This is a genomic window from Herpetosiphon giganteus, assembly GCF_016907925.1.
GTDB lineage: Bacteria > Chloroflexota > Chloroflexia > Chloroflexales > Herpetosiphonaceae > Herpetosiphon > Herpetosiphon giganteus.
In genome coordinates this window covers 23,038-43,235 of sequence record NZ_JAFBCZ010000004.1, presented here as the reverse complement: position 1 = coordinate 43,235, position 20,198 = coordinate 23,038, and the positions used below count along the sequence as shown (strand labels likewise).

Here is a 20,198-nt window from a genome sequence, read left to right as displayed (position 1 = left end):
GTGCAATGACACTCAATTCTTACTTTCAACACCTTTGGGGGGATTTAACGGCTAAAACTTGATTCAGTTGTAAGTGTGCCATCAGCTGCCACGGTGATTGCAAAATAATGCACGCCGCTGGTTTCAACCCATGCCCAAAATTGATACTGCGTTCCCAAGGCTGTTGCTTGAACATTAAGAGCAACAAAATCGCGTTCAGCAAAATCGGTGGGCTGGGTTAGATGTGGGGTGAAAAATAGCGTATAGCCCAACGCACTTTCAACTGCGCGGCTATACGCTATAAATTGGGTGGAATAGTTGGAGCTTTAATTAATCTGCACGGTTTGCAGCGTCGTCCATTCGCTGAAATTATGGGCATTATCTTCGCTGCGAATGCGGAAGTAGTAGAGGCCTGGTTCGCGCAAGCCAACATCAACTTGTTGTTCGGCGACAAACCATTCGCTCGTGCCTTGCGGATCAGTACCGAAGTAGAGTTGGTAGCCGCGCAGGCCCGAATCTGCATCGCTGGCAGCTTGCCAATTGAGCACCAAACTGCTTTGACTGCCGTTGAGGGTGAGACTCTCGGTAACAGTGGTGGTTGGCAGGCTGGGCGCGGTTGGATCAAACCAAATTTCGCGCTGGAAGCTTGCAGTATTGCCGGCTGCATCCCACGCCGTAACATTGGCGATATGTTGACCTGCGATCAGATCAAGGTAGCCTGTTTCGGCGGCGAATTGCGGCTTATCGCTGGCTGCTGGTGCATCCCAGTTTTGGCTAAAGCCTTGGATGCTTTGATTATCGCTCAAGTTCCAATCGAGCCGCCCGCTATTAACCCATGTGCGTTCGGCTGGGCCAGACCACTCTAAAGTTGGAGCGATCGTATCGGCCTCGCCATTGGCGGTTAATAAGCTCCCAGCATATTGATTACAGCCACCATTATCCGGGAAGTTATAGCCTTCAGCAAAGGCTAAAGCGACCGGTTGGCGATTGTAGGCGTATGGACCATCGCCACGGAATACGGTAAAGTGTAAATGGGGAACTGTGGGTGAGGGATTGGTCGCACCTGCATTACCAATATACTGACCGCGTTTGACCGAAGTACCAGTTGGCGCTTCGATCCACGATGACAAGTGGGAGTACATTGTGTAGTAGCCATCGCCGTGTGAGAGAATCAGCGAGCCAGAGCGGCCTGTCCAGAAAAAGATTGTGCCATCTGCGGCTGCATAGATGGGTGCTCCGTAGGTATCGCCTTCGGTATTGACCAAATCGAACGAGAGCCGACCCCAACTATCGTGTGTTCCGCAGTTATAGCCTTGGATAACTTCCCATGTTTGACCAGGTGGTGTTGGTAGATAGAACGTTGGCTTGCCTTCGGCCTGTGCCGATTGGGCAAACCCCAGTAACACCGCGACCCCGATAAACCCAAACAAAACCGAGCGCAGTGTCCGCTTCACCATGGAACCTCCAGAAAACAGGCTCAACATGGAGCCACCATCGAGACAAGGATGCAATACACAATGCATGGTGTATCGGCGAGGGAGGATACCAAGGCTTGCAGATCTCGTCAACATAATTCGGGGCCAGAAAGATTAAAAAATAGCTACGATTAGGCCTAGTTCAGAGCAAATTTTTCTCATAATTGATTTTGAAAGCGCTCCTAGAGCATATGGCGTTTCTCATCAAATATTTAGCTTTTATTAGTCAAGATAACCCAAATTTAACCTCTAATTAAAGTTTTCTAACAGTTGCTCTGCTATTAAGATCGAGTACAATATACTGAGTCAGATCAGCCAAAACGCTCATATTTAGATCATTGTCGCTCCACGAAAGGGGGAACGATGGCAAAGGTGCCAAACCTCTGTCATCTCATGGCCTATGACGAAACGAAAACTGCTTGTCCTTGTTGCTCTCTGCGCCATCTTGAGTGCGCTTGTTCCGCTTAGCTCAACCTTGACCAGTGCCGCGCCGATTGCAGTCGTCGACATTCAACTCTTGAATGTTTCCGACTGGCACGGGCAACTCGACCCAAGTGGTACGCCAGCGGCTGGGGGCGCTTCCACAATTGCAACCTATTGGAATGCTGATCGCACTGCGAACCCCAACACCATTACCTTGACCGCTGGTGATGATTTTGGCGCTACGCCGCCACTTTCGGGGATGTTTGACGAAGTGCCAGCAGTGTTGGCCCAACGCATGATGGGTATTCAGGTGAATACCTTTGGCAACCATAACTTCGACCGTGGCGTTGGCCACTTGCAACAGATGATCGAATTGGCTGGCTCGCCAACCGCGCCATTAACCCCTGGCTCAAGCTACAACAACGGGATTCCCTTCCAGTATGTAGCCGCCAACTTGATCAACACCACTGGCGTGTTGACGGGCGTAGCACCCTACAAAATTTTCGAATTCCAAGGTGTGCAAGTTGCGGTCATTGGTTTGGTAAACGAAGAAGCCCCAAGCTTGGTGAAGCCAGGCAATTTTGGGCCAATTCAAATTACCGATTCGATTGATGCGGCGATGAATGCCAAGGCTCAAGCCGAGGCAGCTGGTGCTGATGTATTTGTGGTGATTACCCACAAAGGGATTACCGCCCCAAATCAAGGGCCATTGATCGATTTTGCTAACGGCGTGACTGGCTTCGACTTGATCTTAGGCGATCACACCGACTTAAACTTCCAAAATACGATCAACGGTGCCTTGGTTACCGAAAATAAGAGCAAAGGTTTGCAGTATCTGAAGGTTAATTTGACCTACGATACCACCACCGAAACGGTAACCAACAAGAGCGCTACCTTTGTAACGCCAACCGCGAATGTGCCCAAAGATGCGGCAATCGAAGCGATGTTGGTGCCTTATCGTGCGCAATTGGCCCAACAATTTGATACGCCAATTGGTTTGAGCCATGGCTTCTACACCCGTGGCAACAACGTCGAACGGGTAGCCGAAGTGCCATTGGGCAATTTAGTCACCGATGCAATGCGCGAGAAATATGGCACCCAAATCGCCTTTACCAATGGCGGTGGCTTGCGCGATACCTTGCCATCATCGTATACCCCAATGAACCGCAACTTGCGCCGCGCGAGCGTTGGCTATCCAGCTGGCCCAAGCTACGATTTGGTGTTGGGTGATATTTACGCCGTGCTGCCATTTGGCAATACCGTTGTAACCCGCACCGTAACTGGTGGCCAATTGTGGCAAGTGATGGAATTTGGCTTGGGCGCTTTGCCTGGCGCAAATGGTCGCTTCCCCCAAGTTTCGGGCTTCAAAGTAACCTTTGATTCATCGAAGGCGATTGGCCAACAAGTCCAATCGATTACCTTGAATGATGGCACGCAGGTGCTTTCAAACACGACCTCGATTTACACCTTGGCAACCAACGATTTTACCAACGCTGGTGGCGACGGCTATACCATGCTGAACGATGGTAAAGGCACGACCTTAGCGGTTATGGCCGATGTGGTGTTGGAATACATCGATGAGCATCAGCCAATTATGCCAACCATTGAAGATCGCTTGCTTGACGTAACCCAAATCGACGATATTGCTGATGTCATTGTGGTCGAGAATGGCACGACTGGGCCGATGAGTTTCCAAATTGTCGACCCACGCTTTGTCACCAACCCCAATACGACGACGGTCACGTTGGCTGCAACCTCATCGAACGTCACTTTAGTGCCAAATGCCAATATTTCGATTACTGGCACGGGCACGACGCGCAACATCACGGTTACGCCTGCTGCTGGCCGCTATGGCACGGCAACGATTCAGGTGCGGGTCACTGGCCAAGGCTCAGCTAGCGATACCTTTGTGGTTGTGGTCAACGACAAACCAAACGCTACCGGCAACGTAACCAGCGTAACCACCGATGAAGATACCCCAGTCACGGTTCAGGTTGGGGCGATCGACAACGATACCGCAGCTCGCGATATTACGATTACTGCCGTTTCTGGCGACCAAGATTTGGTTGCCGATGGCGATATTGTGGTGACTGCTGGCACTGATGCCTACACCCGTACCTTTACCATTGCGCCAGCATTGAATGCTTCGGGCAACACCAGCCTGACCTTCACGATTGGCGATGGCTTGAGCACGGTAACGCGCACAGTGCAATTGACGGTCAACGCGGTCAACGATGCGCCTGAGCTTTCAAGCTTCGTTGATGAAACGATTACCATCAATTCAACGCTTGGCCCAATTTTGTTTACCTTGACCGATGTTGATGATAGCGTCAATAACCTGACGGTTACTGCTGAATCATCAAACACGGCTTTGGTGCCAAATGCCAATATCACAATTGAGGGCACTGGCGCTGAACGGACATTGACCTTGACTCCAGCCGCAGGCCAAACTGGCACAACCACCATCACCGTAACGGTTGATGATGGCGAAGATAGCTTCGAGCAAACCTTCGTCGTGACTGTGGTCAACAACAAACTCTATCTGCCAGTTGTTGGTAAATAAAGCTTTTGCTAAAACGCGTTACAATACCGCTGAGTGTTTGTCACTCAGCGGTATTGTTTTAATATAATGGCATCATCTATGAAGAAACAGCTTTTAAGCATTGGCTTGCTGATCAGTTTGGTTGGCTGTGGCGCAGCATCGAACAGCGTCACACCTGCAGCGCAAGCCCCAGCTAGCATCGATACGGCGGATCTCGCAGGCTATTGTATTGATACTGCGCCAATTACCAAGCCAGTTATTGTTGGCCTCGAAGGCAATATTTGGACACTCAATCGCGATGGCAGCGACATGAGCCAGCTGACCACGGCGAAAGAGCGCACGCTTATTCGCGATGCCGCTTGGTCGCATGATCGTAAAACGTTGGCCTATTCGTTGATGTTGCCACCAATTGATTTGGCAATTCCTTGGTTGCAATCGGGCATTATTTGCGGCCTTGATGCGGCCACTGGCAAGGGTCGGCTTTTGGCCTATGGCGAATTCGGCGATGCGCTGAGCGAACCAAGCTGGGCTGGCGATGATCAATCGCTCTATGTGACCCGCCGTCGCACCTTCCTGAATGATAAAAATCAGTTTCTGCGCGAAGAAGCAGCAATTGTGCGCTATGGATTAGGCAGCAACCAAGCAACGGTTATCATCGATGGCAGCACTACGCCTGCGGTCTCGCCCGATGGCAAACAGCTGGTGTATGTGCAACCAAACGTTGACATTGGCTTTCCTTCGTTGATGATTGCCAAGCTTGATGGCAGCAATCCGCAACCGCTGGGCCAGCCTGATCCACCGTTTAAAGCGATCATTGCCCCACGATGGTCGCCAGATGGCAGCATGGTTGTGGTGACGGTCAATGGCGGGCCAGGCGCGATTGGCGGCGGCGAGAAGCCAGAATTGGCGTGGTGGGAACGCTTGCTGGGCGTAGAAGTGGCAAGCGCTCACGGCGAGCCAGTTTCTTTATGGCAGATTACAGTTAGTGATGGAGCCATGAAGCCGCTAGCCCAAAATATTGATGATGGGCGGATCAGCTGGAATCCCGATGGCAAGCAATTTCTGTATATCCACGGCTACGATGGCTTGATGGAATACACCTTGGCAACCGGCGAGGAACGCGCTTTAACCCCGATGCAAGTCTATTGGTTTGTTGAATGGGGTAGCCACTAAATCTAGCTAGCTAAATATCGGGTACAATAGCGCTCAATTAATCCCCATACATCCCAAAAGCATTAGATCTGTGCATGATTTGGCAAAAATCGAGGTTCATGGCTAGAGTCTTGCCCATGGGCGTGCTATAATCCTGGCTTAAAAATTTGTGTGGGAGTTAACCGATGACTTTATCAAAAACCCAGTTAGGCTATTTCAAAGAGCGCTTGCACGATATACATAAACATTTGAACGAAGAAATCAAGCGTTTGGAAGAAGCGACCGACGAATTGAATCAAGATGCCGAGTTTGGGGTCAGTAACCATATTGCCGATGATGCCTCGGATATTTTTGAGCGCGAAAAGAATTTTGCCTTGATTGAAGATCGTCAGCGTTTGATTGGCGAAGTCGAAGCAGCGCTTGATCGAATCGAGCATGGCACGTATGGCATTTGCCTCAAAACTGGCAAGCCGATTGCGATTGAACGCCTAGAGGTCTTGCCCTATGCAGCACTTTCAATTGAGGCTGCCAATAGTTAACCAGCACAGGAGAGGTTAGAGCGATGGAGCAAACCGACAACTTAACGACGATTCAGGTGAACGAAGCAGAAGCAGGTCAACGCCTCGATCGGCTTGTTTCTGCTAGCATGCCTGATTTGTCGCGGACGTATGTGCAACAATTAATCACCGATTTGCATATTCGGGTCAATGGGCGCGGGGCAAAGGCCAGTTTGCCAGTTCAAATGGGCGATCAGATTGAAATTTATTTGCCCTTGGCCAAGCCAACCGATATTGTGGCCGAAGATTTGCCGCTCGATGTTGTGTATGAAGATGACGATGTGTTATTGGTCAACAAGGCGGCGGGTATGGTGGTGCACCCTGCGCCAGGCCATACCAATGGCACGTTGGTCAACGCCTTGCTCTATCGCTATCCCCATTTGACCACGAGCGGCGATTTGCGGCCTGGAATTGTGCATCGGCTTGATAAAGATACCTCGGGCTTATTGGTTATCGCCAAGCATGATCAAGCGCGCATGGTGCTGACCGAGCAGCAAATGGCGCGGCGGATGCATAAAAAATATTTAGCTTTGGTCGAAGGCCATTGGCGTGAGCCAGCAGGCACGATCGATGCGCCGATTGGGCGTAATCCCAATAATCGTTTGCGCATGATGGTAATGCCTGAAGGTCGCTATGCAGTAACCCATTATCAAGTGCTTGAGGTGCTTGGGCCGTATTCGTTGGTGCGCGCGACCTTGGAAACAGGCCGAACCCATCAAATTCGGGTGCATTTTTCCTATCGCAATCGGCCAATTTTGAATGATGCCTTGTATGGTCATCGCAAGCCTAAAGAAACCTTTGGCATCGAACGCCATTTTTTGCATGCTTATCATTTGGGTTTTCGCTTGCCCAGCAATGGCGAATGGCGCTCGTGGGAAGTGCCGCTGCCAGCAGAATTAGAGAAAATTCTGACGACGTTACGCACGCGCTACGAAACAATTGTTTATCCTGACCCTATGATTGAACCGTTGGTATGAGCCGAGCCACGCCGTTTGCCAGTCGCATTTTAGTCTTGGTAACCAGTCTGGTTGGGCTGGTTGCCTTTTTTTATCCATTTTTCTTGAGCGAAGTTGCCGCTGGCGATAATCATGCCGCCGATGCACCAATCATTATGCTGGTGTTGGGGCCGCTGCTGTTGGGCATTATTTTGACCGATATTAATAGCCATGCCATGAATTCGCGGGTCGTGGCAGCTTTAGGCATGTTGGTGGCGATCAATGCGGTATTGCGCTTGCCTGCTGGCCCCGGCGATAGCCCAAGCTTTTTCTTTTTGGTGATATTGGCGGGCTATGTCTATGGCGGGCGTTTTGGCTTTTTGCTGGGCAGCCTCAGTTTAGCGGTTTCGGCCTTGTTGGTGGCCGGGATCGGCCCGTGGATGCCGTTTCAGATGTTGGCGATGGGCTGGTTGGGCCTAACGACCAGTTTGTTGCAACCACTTAAACGCTGGTTGAACATCGCCGATGGCAGTTGGTGGGAAGTGGCATTGTTGGCGGCGTTTGGCTGGCTTTGGGGCTTGCTCTTTGGCGCATTGATGAATCTCACGTTTTGGCCATTTAGCACTGGCGAAAGCGCAATTTCGTGGCAGCCAGGCTTGGGGCTTGGGCCAACCTTGAATCGCTATTGGGCTTTTTATCTGCTGACTTCGCTGGGCTGGGATGCCGCACGGGCGCTATTCAATTTGCTGTTAATTGTGGCCTTTGGCAAGCCGATTTTGGCGGTTTTGCGCCGTTTTCAGTTGCGCCTGAATTGGCAATCAACCGAGAACATAGAGCAAAGAACATAGAACATAGGAAGGGATGAAGGCAAAAGTCAGAAGGCAAAAATCAAAAATCAAAAATGAGGCTATAGGCTATCGGATAATTGTTCGTGTAATTCGTGCAATTCGTGGCAAAAAACACATCCTTCGTGCTCTTCGTGTCCTTCGTGGTTTCATTGCTTCGTGCAATTCGTGTGCTTTGTGACCTTCCTTTTCATCCTTCATAATTCATCCTTCATAATTTATTCCTCATCCTTCTTAAGACCTTTAAAGTGTATAGGTATCTCTGCTAAAATAGGCCATCTCTTTTCTTGTAGCGAGGATGAACTGCCTTGGGCCAAACGATTAAGGTTGATACATTGATCAAAACGTTTCAGGTACCTGAACGTGAGGCGGGCTTGAAAGCGGCAGTTGGCAGCTTGTTCAAGCGCAAATATCGCGAAGTCGAAGCGGTCAAAAAGATTAGTTTTGGCATCGAAGCTGGCGAGATTGTTGGGTTTCTGGGGCCAAATGGTGCTGGCAAAACCACAACCCTCAAAATGCTGGCAGGCTTGCTGTTTCCAACCAGCGGCCAGATCGATGTGCTAGGCTACGAGCCACAGCGCCGCGAGAAAGAGCTACTGCGCCAAATTACGATTGTGATGGGCCAGCGCAATCAGTTGATGTGGGATATTCCTGCGCTTGATTCATTTGAGTTGCAACGCGCCATCTACCAAATTCCCGAAGGCGAGTTTCGGCGCATGCGCGATGAGTTGATCGATTTGCTGAATATGGGCGATTTGGTCAAAAAGCCAGTGCGCAACTTGTCGTTGGGCGAACGCATGAAGGCCGAATTTATCTCGGCGTTGTTGCATCGCCCCAAAGTGTTGTTTTTGGATGAGCCGACGATTGGCTTGGATGTGACGGCTCAGCGTTTGATTCGCGAGTTTGTGGCTGCCTACAACCAGCGCTATCAAGCCAGCGTGATGCTGACTAGTCACTATATGGCCGATGTCCAAGCGTTGTGTAAACGGGTGATTGTGATTCACCACGGCCAATTGCTCTACGATGGCGGCTTGGCTGGCTTGGTCGAGAAATTTGCCGCCTACAAAACCATCGGCGTAACCTTGAATGACCCCGAACTTGATTTGAGCGAATATGGCGAGATTATCAGCAACAGCAAGGGCCAAGTGAATTTGCGGGTTCCCAAAAGCGCGACGGCCCAAATTACCACCCGTTTGTTGAATGAAGTTGCAATTAGCGATCTGACGATTGAAGATCCAGCGATTGATTCGATTATTGAGCAGGTGTTTCAACAGGAGGCACAGGTCGTATGAAGCAGCACCTTGATTTATACCTGACCTTGCTCAAAACATCGATTATCAGCCAATTTCAATATCGGGTGGCGCATCTGTTTTGGCTGTTGGCGATGATGGTTGAGCCAGTTGTCTATTTGGTGGTGTGGGGCACGATTGCAACCTCGCAAGGCGGCAACGTCGCGGGTTATACCGCTGGCACCTTTGCGGCCTACTACATTACTTGGACGTTGGTGCGCCAGATGAATATTGCGCTCACGCCATATGCCTTTGAAAATCGAATTCGCAAGGGTCGGCTTTCCAACGAACTGATGCGGCCAATCCACCCGATCCATTTTGATATGAGCTACTTTATGAGCCTCAAAGTGGTGACGATTGTGCTGTGGCTGCCAATCGCTGGCCTGCTGTGGTGGGTTTTCCAGCCCGCGTTTACCTTCACGGCTTGGTGGCAAATTCCGGCCTTTATGTTGGCCTTGTTGGGCGGTTTTGTTACGCGCTTTTTGTGTTTGTGGGCGCTTGGTTTGGTCACATTTTGGGTTACTAAAGTGAGTGCAGTGTTTGAGCTGTATTTTACGATCGAATTATTGCTTTCTGGGCGTTTGGTACCGCTGGCGATTATGCCTGCTTGGGTGCGCGACATTTCGCAATGGCTGCCCTTTCAATGGACATTTGGCTTTCCAATTGATGTGGCGGTTGGCACGTTAACTGGCCCGCAAGTGGCGTGGGGTTTGGCCATGCAAGCAGTTTGGATGCTGATTGCGGGCGGGATTTTGGCCTTAGTTTGGCCGCATGCGGTGCGGCGCTACTCGGCAGTGGGAGCGTAAGATGGTGTATTTACGATTGTTCTGGATCTTTCTGCGGGTTAGCGTGATCAGCGAATTTCAATATCGAGTTAATTTTTTTGTGCAGCTGTTTCAATCGGCCTTGGCTTTGGGCACGGGCTTGGTTGCTATGAGCTTGGTGTTTAGCTATACCCAAAATTTGGCTGGCTGGACGCAACCAGAACTGTTGGCAGTAATGGGCGTGCATATCATCGTTGGCGGTCTGATCAAAACCATCATTCAGCCAAATATGAACCGCTTGATTGAAGATATTCAAGAAGGTACCTTGGATTTTGCCCTGACCAAGCCTGCCGATGCCCAAGCAATTATCAGTGTGCGTGAATTTCGAATTTGGCAATTGATCGATTTGGTGCTTGGCAGCGTGGTTTTGGGCTATGCAATTAGCCAATTAAGCACCAGTTTGGGCTGGCTGAGCGCACTTTCGTTTGCGGCGGCGGTGCTACTTGGTGGCCTAATGATTTATAGCGTTTGGTTGATGCTCAGCGTTGGCGCATTTTGGATTATTCGCGCCGACAACTTTTTGGAAATTTTTGATAGCCTGTATCAGGCAGGCCGTTGGCCGGTGAGCATTTATCCTGGCTGGCTGAAACATACCTTGACCTTTGTGCTGCCAATCGCCTTTGCGGTAACGCTGCCTGCTGAAACCTTGGCGCGCCAGTTAAACGGCCAAAATTTATTGTTTGCACTGGGCCTGACGGTTTTTTTATTGATCGTTTCACGCCTATTTTGGCGCTTTGGTTTGCGCCATTACACTGGGGCTTCGGCCTAGCATTAGATTTCCTAAGGGTAGGTTTTTAAAAAAGCGTGGTGGTTAAGTATTCCCTCACCCCCAGCCCCCTCGCCTACGTTTTCGTGGGTGAGGGGGAGCAGCCGTTTTTACCAAGGATTTTTGCACGAACCACGGCGTTAAAGCCCCTCGCCCAGAGGATGGGAGAGGGGTTGGGGTGAGGGAATACATCACTTAATCGCATATCGCCAAGGCTGCATTATAAATACTTAAAAATGATAAAATAGACACTTAACGAAGAGTCGTTTTTCCCCAAGAACTTCCCTAGCGTAACAATCGAAGGAGATTCTGGCACGGCGCTAGGCTCGCACTGTGTGGAGGTCGTTTGTATGGACCGTCTGAGGCATCGTTGGTCGTTAATTGGAACAATCGTGGCGCTGATTGGGGTTTGGAGTAGTTTGGTGGTGGTTTCGCTGCCAAAACGCACCGAAGCCCAGCCAGTTGTCGAAGAACAACGGGTTGTGGCACGAATTCAGGCCAAAGATCGAAGTGAATCATTGGCCCTAAGCGCACGTGGCCTTGATTTATTGGAAATGCGCGATAAAGACGATCTGTTTGCGCTAATTACGCCAAGCGAATTGGCTAAATTGCAGCAAGATGGCTTTACCGCAGCAATTGATCAAGAACAAACCGACTTGCTGCAAATGCCTTCAATCTTGCCAGTTCAAGGTGGCTTTCGTACGGTCGAAGAAGGCTATGCTTTGCTTGAACAATGGCATGCAACGTATCCCAACCTGACTGGGTTGTTTACCTATGGCGCTTCGTGGGATAAAGTGACCGCTGGTGGGCCAGCAGGCTACGATTTGCGTGGGATTACGATCACCAATTCGTTGATTCCTGGGCCAAAACCAACCTTCTTCTTGATGTCGGCAATTCACGCGCGCGAAATGTCAACCGCTGAATTGACCTTGCGCTACACTGAGTATTTGCTCTCACGCTATGCAACCGATCCTGATGTGCATTGGTTGCTTGATGAGCACACGATTGTGATTGTGCCCTTCGTCAACCCCGATGGACGCAAGATTGCCGAGCAAGGCTCATCGTTTACCCAACGCAAAAATCGTAATACCGTTGATACCCCAAACTGTAGTGGGGTGCAAATTGGGATCGACCTCAACCGCAACTCATCATTCCATTGGGGCGAAGTCGATAGCCCAAATGGACCGCGTTGTGGCGAGACTTGGCCTGGGCTTTCAGCCGCTTCTGAGCCAGAAGTTGCTACCTTGCAACAATGGATTCGCGGGGTGTTTGCTGATCGCCGTGGCCCAGCAGATACTGATCCTGCGCCAGACGATACGGCAGGGGTCTATATCTCCATTCACTCGTATAGCGATTTGGTCTTGTGGCCCTATGGTCACTCAGCCCAACTTGCGCCAAACGATGCCGATTTGCGTGGTTTGGGTAAGAAATTTGCCAGCTACAATGGCTATACGCCGCAAAAGTCCGACGAGCTGTATCCAACCAGCGGCACGACCGATGATTGGGCCTATGGCGAATTGGGGATTGCCTCGTACACCTTTGAAGTTGGGCCAGGCTCTGGCTCATGTAGTGGTTTCTTCCCGAACTTTACCTGTTTGGATGGCCAACCCCAAGGCAACTTCTGGGGCCGCAACTTGCCAGCGTTCTTGTATGCCTCGAAAGTAGCTCGTTCGCCTTATTTGTTGCAACGTGGCCCTGATGCCTTGAACGTCACCACCCAATCGGCGAGTAATGGCTACAAATTGTCGGCAACAATCAACGATGCTAACAACGGCGCTCAAACGATTGCTGCTGCTGAAGCCTATGTTGATACTCCACCATGGCGGGCTGGCGCAACTGCGATTAGCCTAAACGCCACTGATGGAAGTTTCAATGGTCTTCAAGAAGCAGTGAATGCGACGATTCCCCAAACGTTGAGCAATGGCCGTCACTTGGTCTACTTCCGGGGCCGCGATACTGCTGGCAACTGGGGACCGGTTAGCGCTCAATGGCTCGATGTTGCGCCGCAAGGCTTAACCGGGGTTGTGCGCGCGAGCGATAACAATCAGCCAATTGCCAATGCCACGATCGTGGCAACGACTGGCACGTTTACTAGCACCACCACCAGCGCCAGCGATGGCAGCTATCGCTTGGAACTGCCAGTTGGCAGCTATAGTGTCAAAGTAAGCGGCACGGGCTTAACGCCAGCAAGCTACACCATAACGGTTAGCAGCAACAGCTTTACCAATCAAGATCTGGTGCTTGCGCAATTGGCGGCTTTGACGACCACGCCCAACGCCTTGAATTTCAACGTAAGCGATGGTAGCCAAGAGCGAACTTTAGTGATTGGCAATGCTGGTGGCACTAGTTTTAATGCAAATATCACGCTGGCTCCAATGGGTTACGAAGTTAAGAGCAGCGACGATGTTGGTGGCCCAAGCTATAACTGGAACGACATCAGCAGCACTGGCACGCGGCTCAATTTGGGCGATGATGCCTGTGTGATTGTGAACTTGCCACGCAGTTTCATGTACTATGGCAGCGGCTATAGCAAGTTGATTGTGAATAGTAACGGCTTTATCAGCCCAACCAATGCCACGACCTGTAGTGCCTCGGGCACGTCGACCAACGGCGTGGTACCTGGCACCACAGCGCCAAATAATGTGATTGCCGCTTTGTGGGATGACCTTGATCCCAGCGATTTGACCAGTGGCGTGGATGGGATCTTTACCTATGCTGATAGCGCTAACGATCAATTTATTGTTGAATTTAGTGGTGTACCCCACTGGGCTAGCGGCGGCAGCTTCAGCCCTGAAGATTTCCAATTTGTGCTGGATCTGAACAGTGGCGATATTACCTTGCAATATCAAACGGTTGATACCCAAAATAGCGTCAGCGTGGGCATCGAAGATAGCACTGGAGCTTCTGGCTTCCAATGGGTCTACAACAGCACTGGCCGTTTGCATAGCAATTTGGCAATTCAATTTGTTGCCTATGCTGGCAGCGCCTCGTGGCTGAGCTGGAATCCAACCTCGGTTGATGTGGCAGCGCGTGGCTCAGCAAACGTGCAAGTAACCGCCAACAGCAATGGAATTGCTAATGGTACCTATCGTGCGCGCTTGCGGGTCAACGCAGGAGCCAACACGGTGAATGGCGATCAAACGGTGCCAGTTGTGTTTACGATTGGAAATTCAACTGTGCATGATGTGGCAGTGCAGACTCCTCAAACTGCTCAGAGTGGAGTTGCTGGCTCGACGCTGACCTATACGGTGAACATTACCAACACCGGCAATGTGAGCGATAGCTTCAACCTGAGCGTGAGCGGCAATGCATGGCCAACCAACTTGAGTCAAACCAGCGTCAGCTTGGCCGCAGGCGCGAGCACGAGCGTCCAAGTTGTGGTGACGATTCCAGCCAATGCGGTTGCTAACACGACCGATAGCGTAACCGTAACTGCAACCTCAAGCGCTGATAGTGGTGCAAGCAATAGCATTAGCTTAGTTTCAACCGCAACTAGTGCGCCAGTTAGCCAATATAAGGTCTATATGCCGTATGTTGTGAAGTAGTAGCTGGGGATTGAGGGCTGGTTGTTGGGGATCGGTAACAAGTTTGTTATCGATCCCTTTTTTGATCCACGAAGGGCACGAAGACCACGAAGGTTGGGAACCACGAAGGACGCGAAGAGCACGAAGGTTAATTTAGCCACAGATTGCCCAGATATATTTGATTATTATTCTTATAGCCCATAGCCACCAGCCGATAGCCTCATTTTTTGACTTTTGACTTTTGCCTTCATCCCTCATCCTTCATCCTTCATAATTTCGTGGCTCTGCGCCGCTGGGTTAAATTCCAAAGCGCGAAAGCTTTTGATCCACAGATTGCACAGATTTTCTTAATTGCTGTTCCCATAGCCGATAGCCACCAGCCCATAGCCTCATTTTTTGACTTCTGCCTTCTGCCTTTTGCCTTTCTGCCTGACACCTAGCCTTCATTTATCGGATAAAATAGCATTGGATTCAGGAATAGTCGCATATTGGTATTTTATGAAGCACTCCACGCTGCCAAAATCAGACTATTCTTGCTGCCCAAGGCTCAGCCTTTTGCGCCACGCAAAGCTGCGCTTGACAAATTGAGCCGCTTGTGGGATACTCTCACTTAGTAAATTCATTGGAATAAGTTATGCAGGGACTGCCCAAGAAAGCCAGTCGGGAGCAAAGCAAGCTTCACAACTACCGACTTGTCTTCAAAGCCATCTACGATGGTGGCGCGATTAGTCGGGTGGATGTGGCCCGCTTAACCAACCTCACGCCAACCACAGTTTCGAGTAACGTCGCGATTTTGCTTGACGAAGGCTTGGTGCAAGAAGTCGGGTTAGCGCCCTCTGGGGGTGGAAAGCCAGCGACATTGCTGAGCGTATTGGATGATGGTCGCCACTTAATAGGTTTGGATGTTGCGGGACACGAACTGCGAGGCACGATCATCAACTTACGCGGGGCAATTCGCCAGCGCCAAACCTTGGCACTGAATGGGGGCAATGTTCTTGAACAATTGTATCAACTGATTGATCAATTGCTTGCGAACACCCACAACCCAGTGCTGGGCATTGGCATCGGCGCGCCAGGAGTGATTAACACCACTGCTGGGGTTGTCCAACAAGCGGTTAACCTTGGTTGGCACAATCTCGCACTGCGCGATTTGCTGGGCAAGCGCTATGGGCTACCAGTCTATTTGGCCAATGATAGTCATGTGACGGCGATTGCTGAACACACGTTTGGCAGCCAGCGCAATGCACCCAATTTGGTGGTGATCAACATTGGGCTTGGGATCGGCGCAGGCATTTTTATCAATGGTCGGATTGTTGGTGGCGACGCTTGGGGAGCTGGTGAGATCGGTCACGTGGTTGTGCAACCAAATGGAATTCTCTGCCGCTGCGGCCATCATGGCTGCCTCGAAACTGTGGCGAGCACCAGTGCGTTGCTGACCAAACTCGATGCAACTTTGCCCCAAGCAGAACCATGGACGATTGCCGCGATTCAAGCCGCTTTGTCCAACAACGAGCCGACTGTGCGCGCGATTATTGACGAAGCAGCCCACTACCTTGGCATCGCCATTGCTAATGTTGTTGGTTTGCTCAATACTCAATTCGTGATTTTGGCTGGGTCACTGGCCCAACTTGGCAATGATTTACTCCAACCGTTACGTCGTTCGCTAGCCCACCATGCGTTGCAAACCTTGGTTGCAGCCACCGATGTGCACGTTAGCACCCTCGGCAGCGATATCGTAACCTTAGGCGCAGCAGCGCTGTTACTAGCCAATGAGCTAGGCATTGTTCGGGATTAACGTTCTGCAAACCACCCCCCGACGAGCTTAGCCACTTAGTTCCTTGTATAGGGGGTTTGCGTGGATCAACGACAGCGCCGGAACGCCAATGGCTGGCGGTTAGGAGTCGATGTAGGGGGCACAAAAATTGCGACCCTGCTCGTCGACGACGATAATCGGGTTTGGGCCAGCGTCCAACGCCCCACCGATACCCGAACCCCAGACCATGCCCTCCAGTCTCTTGCCGATACGATTTGGGAAACCCTGAAACAAGCTGATCTGCCGATTCGGCTGCTTGCAGGAATTGGGATTGGCATTCCAGGCCAAGTCGATACGCAGAGCGGGATTGTGCGGCATGCCGTCAATCTTGGCTGGCAATCAGTTGATCTGCGTGGCTTCATCAACGCCACTTTTGGCACGGCTTGCGTGATTGAAAACGACGTTCGGGCCGCAGCGCTTGGCATTCAACGCTATTGGCTGGCAGGTTCGATCGATTCGATTTTATATGTTAGTATAGGCACGGGCATAGCCGCTGGCATGATTCTTGATGGAGCTGTCTACCGTGGTAGTCACGGGATGGCGGGCGAAATCGGCCATGCACGCTTTGGTTCATCAACAATTCGCTGTCGCTGTGGCAATTATGGCTGTCTTGAAGCCGTTGTTGCAGGCCCAGCAATTGCCAACTATGCGCAATCTCTGCTCTCATCATTCCCGCATAGCCAACTTCATCAGCTTGATTCCGTCACCACGTCAGCAGTATACGCCGCTGCCGAGGCTGGCGATGAATTAGCTGCGTCAGTTGCCCACATGGTTGGCGACCAACTTGCCCAAGCACTCTATACAATGGTGCTTGCCTACGATTGCGATCATATTGTGCTGGGGGGCGGTGTTAGCCGCGCAGGCTCAGCCTTCTTCAGCCCAATCGAACAAGCACTCGATGGCTTACGTCAGCAAAGTTCGCTAGCAGCATCGTTGCTTCCTGCAGGGCGGGTCAAGCTCGTAGATCGTGATTTTGCTGCTGGTGCATGGGGCGGAATCGCCTTGCTCGATAGCCAAGCGTTGGCGCGGGTCGCGCACGCGCAATTGGCTTAAGCTCCGCCACGAGATGAACCTAACATCTTATGGCAAACCATACCAGGCCCACATTGTTAGGTTGGATTTGGGGAAACGCCACAGGGTATGAAGTCACGCATACCTCAATCATTCCCCGCATTAGTGAGGAACAGTCTAGATGAAACATCGCAGTTTCCTGTTGTTACTGCTGATCAGCATGCTGATCGCCGCATGTGGTGGTAGCACAACACCTACGACCGCACCAACCACTGCTCCTGCAGCAACGGCCACAACCGAAACCGCCGCTGCAACTGAAGTCCCAGCAGCAACCGAAGTTGTTGCAACCGAAGCAATCACCGGAACCGAAGCCCCAGCCGCAACCAAAACTACAGATAGCACTGGCAGCGTTCCAGCTGTCAACCCAAACTATGCTGAATTAGTTCGCGCCGAAGCTGGCGAATTCAAGGGCACCAAAGTCAGCATCTTCGGTTTGTGGGTTGAAGCAGAAGACGCAGCCTTCAACCAAACCTTGGCTGCCTTCGAAGCCCGCACCGGCATCGATGTTCAATACGAAGGCTCGAAAGATTTCGAAACCTTGATTCCTGTTCGCGCCGAAGGCGGTAACGCCCCTGACATCGCTGGTTTCTCACAACCAGGCTTGATGGCAACCTTGGCTCGCAAGAACAAGTTGGTCGACATCTCAAGCTTCATCAAACCAGAAGATTTGCAAAAAGATTACATCCAATCATGGATCGATCTTGGCTCAGTTGATAACACCCTCTACGGTGTGTTCTTCCGCGCTAGCACCAAGAGCATCGTCTGGTATCCAGTTCCAGCCTTCGAAGAAGCAGGTTACACTATTCCCCAAACTTGGGATGAAATGACCGCTTTGAGCGACAAGATGGTTGCTGATGGCAACACTCCATGGTGTATCGGCTTGGAACACGGCAACGTGACCGGCTGGGTCGCTACCGACTGGATGGAAGACATCATGTTGCGCACCGCTAGCCCTGAAACCTACGACAAGTGGGTTAGCCACGAAATCCCATTCAACGACCCAAGCGTCAAAAACGCTGCTGAAATTATGGGTAAAATCTGGTTCAACGAACAATACGTTGCCGGTGGCCGTGAAGGTATCTTGACCACCGCCGTGGCCGATACCCAAACCCCAATGTTCAACGCCGACAAACCAGGCTGCTGGTTGCACCGCCAAGCTGGCTGGATTCCATCATTCTTCCCAGAAGGCAAGAAAGCTGGCACCGACAGCAACTTCTTCTATTTGCCACCAATTGATCCAGCATTAGGCAAGCCTGTGTTGGGTGGCGGCGACGTGTTCGCAATGTTCAACGATCGCCCAGAAGTTCGCGCTGTGTTGCAATACTTGGCTAGCCCAGAATCAGCCAAAGGCTGGGTCGAAGCTGGTGGCTTTATCTCACCAAACCAAAGCGTCGACTTGGCTTGGTATGGTAACGACATCGACCGCCGCCAAGCTGAAATCATCAAGGAAGCTACCGTATTCCGCTTCGATGCTTCCGACTTGATGCCAGCTGAAGTTGGCGTTGGTACCTTCTGGAAAGGTATGGTCGATTACGTGAACAACACCGACATCGATACCGTTTTGACCACCATCGAAGAAAGCTGGCCAAAAAACTAGTCAGCCTCCCTCGATGACGATGCAGTGCATCGAAACGCCGCGAGAGGTAGGTAGCATATGCCTACCTCTCGTTGTATAGTAAGCAGAACATTCAAAAGGATGAAGTATGAGGGATGAAATTAAATCATTTGTGTAATTCGTGTAATTCGTGGCTAAAAAATCATCATTCGTGCTCTTCGTGTCCTTCGTGGATCAAAACATAGCACAGAGAACAGCGGAATCGCTCACATTCATTTGTTCTCTGGACTCTGTTCTCGGTATTCAGGCAGTGCTGCTTGGCACTGTTCCTCAGCAAGGAGTTGTGGCATGTCATCACAACCACAAACTAGCACTGGGCCACGCTCGCGCAACACCAGCGAGATTGTGCGCATGTTGCTGGTTCCTCTCGCATTAATTATTTCAATCTTGGTCGGGCGTTGGAGCCTCGGCGTTATGAAAGACGCTGATGCCCCGCGATTGTTGGTGGTTGGGGTGGCCTTGCTCGTTGGGGTCTTTGGCATTTGGATTGCCTACTGGCTCTGTAACGAGCTGCTCAATCTGATTCCTTCTGAAACACTGCGCGAGAGGATTCGCCCAGTGATTTTTGTTGGCCCAGCCTTAGCTTTGCTGATTATCTACTTGGTCTATCCAACCGTGATGACGGCCTACTACAGTGTGCTCGATAAAAATAGCGAGACCTTTGTTGGGCTGGAAAACTTCAAGTTTGCCTTTACCAATCGCACAATCCAAATTGCGTTGCGCAATAATGTCTACTGGATTGTTGGCGTAACCTCGTTTAGCGTCATCGGCGGCCTGATTATGGCCGTGCTGTTCGATAAAGTGCGCTACGAAGCTGTTGCCAAATCGATGATCTTCTTGCCAATGATTATCTCGTTTGTTGGTGCAGGCGTGATTTGGCGCTTTATGTATGCCAGCAATCCACCAGGTGTTGGCTTGTTGAATGCCTTTATTGGCAATTTCGACTTCAAGCCGGTTGCGTGGTTAATCAATAAGAGCGTCAATAATATTGCCTTGATCGTGATTATGATCTGGCTGCAAACTGGCTTTTGTCTGGTGATTCTCTCAGCGGCGCTCAAGGCAATTCCCGCCGATATTATCGATGCAGCCCGCGTCGACGGCGCAGGCGAGCTTGACATCTTCTGGCGGATTATCATTCCTTCGCTCAAAACCACGATTTTGACCGTGGTTACGACCGTGGTGATCGCAGTTTTGAAGGTGTTCGACATTGTGTTTGTGATGACCAACGGCAACTATGAAACCGAGGTTATCGCCAACCGCATGTTTACCGAGTTCTTCCGAAATCAAAACTATGGCCTCAGTAGCGCTTTGACCATGATTTTGGTAATCGCCGTGCTGCCAGTGATGATTATTAACGTGCGGAATGCCCGCCGTCAGCGAGGGTAATC

General features: G+C 50.9%; 15 protein-coding genes. 13 read left to right on the top strand and 2 right to left on the bottom strand.

Annotated elements, in window-relative coordinates; translation table 11 throughout:
• Positions 1-44: 44 nt before the first annotated feature.
• Together JOD20_RS04560 and JOD20_RS04555 are read right to left on the bottom strand one after the other, a co-directional pair.
• Positions 45-251 (bottom strand): hypothetical protein, encoded by a 207-nt coding sequence (locus JOD20_RS04560; RefSeq protein ID WP_204754131.1) that lies wholly within the window; start codon positions 249-251, stop codon positions 45-47.
• A 54-nt stretch (positions 252-305) separates the two neighbouring features.
• On the bottom strand, positions 306-1,436 hold the full coding sequence (locus JOD20_RS04555) for a peptidoglycan DD-metalloendopeptidase family protein (protein ID WP_204754130.1): 1,131 nt from the start codon (positions 1,434-1,436) through the stop codon (positions 306-308).
• Between the two features lie 463 nt (positions 1,437-1,899).
• On the opposite strand from JOD20_RS04555, the gene JOD20_RS04550 reads away from it, so the two are divergent.
• The 13 genes from JOD20_RS04550 to JOD20_RS04490 all read left to right on the top strand — a co-directional run bounded on the left by JOD20_RS04550 (position 1,900) and on the right by JOD20_RS04490 (position 20,196).
• Positions 1,900-4,440, top strand: coding sequence for a 5'-nucleotidase C-terminal domain-containing protein (locus tag JOD20_RS04550; RefSeq protein WP_204754129.1), 2,541 nt, complete (start codon positions 1,900-1,902; stop codon positions 4,438-4,440).
• Between the two features lie 78 nt (positions 4,441-4,518).
• Entirely contained in the window at positions 4,519-5,592 is a 1,074-nt protein-coding gene (locus JOD20_RS04545) for a TolB family protein (protein ID WP_204754128.1), read from the top strand.
• Positions 5,593-5,756: 164 nt separating this feature from the next.
• Positions 5,757-6,110 carry a TraR/DksA family transcriptional regulator gene (locus JOD20_RS04540; protein ID WP_204754127.1) on the top strand — a complete coding sequence of 118 codons (354 nt, stop codon included), beginning with the start codon at positions 5,757-5,759 and terminating at the stop codon, positions 6,108-6,110.
• Positions 6,111-6,133: 23 nt separating this feature from the next.
• The gene (locus JOD20_RS04535) at positions 6,134-7,105 is read left to right on the top strand and encodes an RluA family pseudouridine synthase (RefSeq protein WP_204754126.1); all 972 of its coding nucleotides are present in this window, start codon (positions 6,134-6,136) and stop codon (positions 7,103-7,105) included.
• Positions 7,102-7,911 (top strand): ECF transporter S component, encoded by an 810-nt coding sequence (locus tag JOD20_RS04530; RefSeq protein ID WP_204754125.1) that lies wholly within the window; start codon positions 7,102-7,104, stop codon positions 7,909-7,911. Before JOD20_RS04535 ends, JOD20_RS04530 begins: the two co-directional genes overlap by 4 nt.
• 305 nt (positions 7,912-8,216) lie before the next feature.
• On the top strand, positions 8,217-9,200 hold the full coding sequence (locus JOD20_RS04525) for an ABC transporter ATP-binding protein (RefSeq protein WP_204754124.1): 984 nt from the start codon (positions 8,217-8,219) through the stop codon (positions 9,198-9,200).
• Entirely contained in the window at positions 9,197-10,003 is an 807-nt protein-coding gene (locus JOD20_RS04520) for an ABC transporter permease (protein WP_204754123.1), read from the top strand. The genes JOD20_RS04525 and JOD20_RS04520 overlap by 4 nt, the downstream gene beginning before the upstream one ends.
• A 1-nt stretch (position 10,004) precedes the next feature.
• On the top strand, positions 10,005-10,790 hold the full coding sequence (locus tag JOD20_RS04515; protein ID WP_204754122.1) for an ABC transporter permease: 786 nt from the start codon (positions 10,005-10,007) through the stop codon (positions 10,788-10,790).
• A gap of 347 nt (positions 10,791-11,137) precedes the next feature.
• Positions 11,138-14,332 carry a M14 family zinc carboxypeptidase gene (locus JOD20_RS04510; protein WP_204754121.1) on the top strand — a complete coding sequence of 1,065 codons (3,195 nt, stop codon included), beginning with the start codon at positions 11,138-11,140 and terminating at the stop codon, positions 14,330-14,332.
• A 613-nt stretch (positions 14,333-14,945) separates the two neighbouring features.
• Positions 14,946-16,106, top strand: a complete 1,161-nt coding sequence (locus JOD20_RS04505) for an ROK family transcriptional regulator (protein ID WP_204754120.1) — start codon at positions 14,946-14,948, stop codon at positions 16,104-16,106.
• Between the two features lie 60 nt (positions 16,107-16,166).
• Positions 16,167-17,177, top strand: coding sequence for an ROK family protein (locus JOD20_RS04500; protein WP_204754119.1), 1,011 nt, complete (start codon positions 16,167-16,169; stop codon positions 17,175-17,177).
• A gap of 139 nt (positions 17,178-17,316) precedes the next feature.
• Complete coding sequence (locus JOD20_RS04495) at positions 17,317-18,792, top strand: ABC transporter substrate-binding protein (RefSeq protein ID WP_204754118.1); 1,476 nt, start codon at positions 17,317-17,319, stop codon at positions 18,790-18,792.
• Between the two features lie 306 nt (positions 18,793-19,098).
• Positions 19,099-20,196 carry a carbohydrate ABC transporter permease gene (locus tag JOD20_RS04490; RefSeq protein ID WP_204754117.1) on the top strand — a complete coding sequence of 366 codons (1,098 nt, stop codon included), beginning with the start codon at positions 19,099-19,101 and terminating at the stop codon, positions 20,194-20,196.
• Positions 20,197-20,198: the final 2 nt, after the last annotated feature.